Source organism: Ideonella sp. P3_A4 (genome assembly GCF_056403075.1).
This window is the reverse complement of record NZ_JBFUGE010000674.1, coordinates 1-3,041: the sequence shown is the minus strand read 5'-3', so window position 1 is coordinate 3,041 and position 3,041 is coordinate 1. Positions and strand designations below refer to the sequence as shown.

Below are 3,041 nucleotides of genomic sequence, written 5' to 3'. Positions count from 1 at the left end.
GATCAACATCGACAGCAACTGCGCGAACGGGCCCACCGCCTCCGGCGGCCACCTGTTCCCGAACAGCTCTTGCATCGCCAGGTGAGCGGTGCCCCGCGACCACAAACCCCAAGGAGTCGTCGAGATGATTTCTCTGCTGAATTCAAACGCGCAACGCTTTGCCGCTGCCTGTGCAGTGCTGGCGCCGCTGGCCGCCGCTGCGGCCCCGGTCGCCTGGCTCAACCAGCCGGCCACGATGCCGGTGACAGAGTCCACGCCGGCCGCGCCTGGTGCACCCTGCGCGCAGTCCGACCTGGTGCTCACGCTGGGTGGGCAAGGCGCGTGGCATGGCCAGGCCACGCAGGAGGTGCTGCTGCGCAACCGTTCCGGCAACCGCTGCCAGCTCTCGGCCTCGCCAACGGTCGAGCTGCAGTCTGCACTGGGCTGGCAGGCGGCGCTGACATCACCTTCCGAAGAAGGCGTCAGAGTGATCGAGCTGGCACCCAACGACGTCATGGCCGTGCTGTTGGGCACCCCCGGTTCTTGCGAAGCCACCTTGGGGCCCGACCGCACGGTGGTGAGCCGGCTGCGCGTCTTGCCACTTGGCGGTGGCACGCTCAGCGTTGAAGGTGCGCACGTCGACACCACCTGCGGCCAGGCTACGGTGCTGCGCGCCGATCACCACGCTGTACGCAGCGCGCGGCCTGCACCGGGCTCGACGCAGGCGCTGACGGCGCAGGTCAGCGCACCCGCTGCGGTGGCCGCCGGCAACACGTTCAACTATCTGGTGACGCTGCGCAACCCGAGCGACCAGGCGGTAGCGCTGTCGCCCTGCCCCAGCTACGAGCAGGTGCTGAACACCGAAGCCGGCCAGCAGACCGCAACAATGCGGTTGAACTGCGCCGGGGCCGGCGGCAGCGTGCCCGCGCACGGCGAAGTGCAGTTCGAGATGCGCGCCAGCACACCAGAAGCCTCAGCGCACGACGGCGGCGTCAAGCTCAGCTGGCGCCTGGCCGATGGGCCGTCGGCGGGCACGGTGATCCCGCTGCGCTGACGCGGCAGTTCAGACCGGTAGCAGCACGCTGCATCCGGTGGTGGCGCGGGCCTCGAGATCGCGATGGGCCTGCGCCACGTCGGCCAGCGGGTAGCGCTGGTCGATGCGAATCTTCACTGCGCCAGAAGCGACCACTGAGAACAGGTCGTCGGCCATCGCTTGCGTGCGCTCGCGGGTGGCAATGTGCGTGAACAGCGTCGGCCGGGTGATATACAACGAGCCCTTGGCCAGCACACCGGTGTCGAACGGTGCCGGCTTGCCCGAAGAACTGCCGAAGTTCGCCAGCAGGCCGAACGGCGCCAGGCAGTCGAGCGACTTCATGAAGGTGTCGGCCCCGACCGAGTCGTAGACCACCTTGACGCCGGCGCCGTTGGTGACCTCTTTGACCTTGGCGACGAAATCGTCGCGCCGGTAGTTGATCGTGTGGGCAGCCCCGTGGTCCCGCGCCAGAGCGCATTTGTCGTCGCTGCCCGCGGTGCCGATCAGCTGCAGGCCCAGCGCGCGCGCCCATTGGCAAGCGATCAGCCCAACACCGCCCGCCGCGGCGTGGAAGAGCACGAAGTCACCGGCCTGCAATCCGCCTTGCGGCAGCGTTTGGCGCAGCAGGTATTGGGCGGTCAGGCCCTTGAGCATCATCGCCGCGCCGGTCTCGAAGCTGATCGCCTCGGGCAGCTTGACCACACACTTGGCCGGCATCACGCGGCGCTCGCAGTAGCTGCCGGGCGGGTTGCTGGCGTAGGCCGCGCGGTCGCCGACCGCCAAGTGCGTGACGCCCTCGCCAACCGCTTCGACGATGCCCGCGCCCTCCATGCCCAGATGCAGCGGCAGCGGGTTCGGGTACAGCCCGGTGCGCTGGTAGACATCGATGTAGTTCAGGCCGATCGCCTCGTGGCGGATGCGGATCTCGCCCGGGCCGGGCCCGCCGACTTGCGTCTCGACGAGCTTCATCTGCTCGGGGCCACCGAAGGCGTGGATCTGAATGGCACGGCTGGGCAAGGTCATCTCGGAGGTCTCCAACGGAAAGAATCAGCTCGGGTATCGTGCCAGCCTTCTTGTGTCGGCGCACGCCGCGGCCCGATGAAACCCCACGCGCTCACCCCTCGACTCGCCCTGCTGTTGACAATGCCGCCACTGCTGTGGGCCGGCAACGCGGTGGTCGGCCGGATGGCGGTCGGCGCGGTGCCACCGGTGGCGCTGAACTTCACCCGCTGGCTGCTCGCCTTCGCCTTGCTGTGGCCGCTCGGTCGCCGCGCGTTCGCCGATCGCGCGGTGCTGAAGCAGCGGTGGAAGCACCTTGCACTGCTCGGCCTGCTGGGCATGGGCAGCTACAACGCGTTGCAGTACATGGCGCTGCACAGCTCGAGCCCGCTGAACGTGACGCTGATCGCCGCCAGCATGCCGGCCTGGATGCTCGGCTTCGGCCTGCTGCTGCACCGTGTACACCCGACGCCGCGCGAGCTGGGCGGCGCGGCGTTGTCGCTGGCGGGTGTGGCGCTGGTCATTGCGCGCGGCGAGCCGGCCCGCCTGGCCGAGCTGCAGTTCGTGCCCGGCGACCTGCTGATGCTGCTGGCCATCGTCAGCTGGGCGCTGTACAGCTGGCTGCTGGCGCGCCCACCGGCGCACATGCAAGGTGATGCACGGCCCGACTGGGACTGGGCCGGCTTCCTGCTGGTGCAGATCAGCTTCGGCCTGGTGTGGAGCGGCGGCGCCGCCGGGCTGGAAGCCCTGCTGGCCGACGATGCCCGCTGGCACTGGTCGCCCTGGGTGCCGGCACTGCTGCTGTATGTGGCGATCGGCCCGTCGCTGGTGGCCTACCGCTGCTGGGGCCTGGGTGTGTCGACAGTCGGGCCGGCGATGGCTTCCTTCTTCGGCAACCTGACGCCCGTCTTCGCCGCCATCCTGTCGACAGCTCTGCTCGGTGAAGCGCCGCGCTGGTACCACGGGGTCGCCTTCGCCCTCATCGTGGGGGGCATCTGGCTGTCGGCGCGCCGGCGGGCCTGATCTGGCC

The 3,041-nt window shown here is 69.4% G+C and carries 3 protein-coding genes; 2 read left to right on the top strand and 1 reads right to left on the bottom strand.

Annotation, left to right across the window (positions count from 1 at the left end; genetic code table 11):
- The first annotated feature begins 124 nt into the window (after positions 1 to 124).
- Complete coding sequence (locus AC1DYI_RS30950; protein WP_477207948.1) at positions 125 to 1,033, top strand: hypothetical protein; 909 nt, start codon at positions 125 to 127, stop codon at positions 1,031 to 1,033.
- A gap of 9 nt (positions 1,034 to 1,042) precedes the next feature.
- On the opposite strand, the gene AC1DYI_RS30945 is transcribed toward AC1DYI_RS30950, so the two are convergent.
- Positions 1,043 to 2,035 (bottom strand): quinone oxidoreductase family protein, encoded by a 993-nt coding sequence (locus tag AC1DYI_RS30945; RefSeq protein WP_477207947.1) that lies wholly within the window; start codon positions 2,033 to 2,035, stop codon positions 1,043 to 1,045.
- A gap of 120 nt (positions 2,036 to 2,155) precedes the next feature.
- Here AC1DYI_RS30945 and AC1DYI_RS30940 point away from each other — a divergent pair, with 120 nt between their 5' ends.
- Complete coding sequence (locus AC1DYI_RS30940; RefSeq protein ID WP_477207946.1) at positions 2,156 to 3,034, top strand: DMT family transporter; 879 nt, start codon at positions 2,156 to 2,158, stop codon at positions 3,032 to 3,034.
- Positions 3,035 to 3,041: the final 7 nt, after the last annotated feature.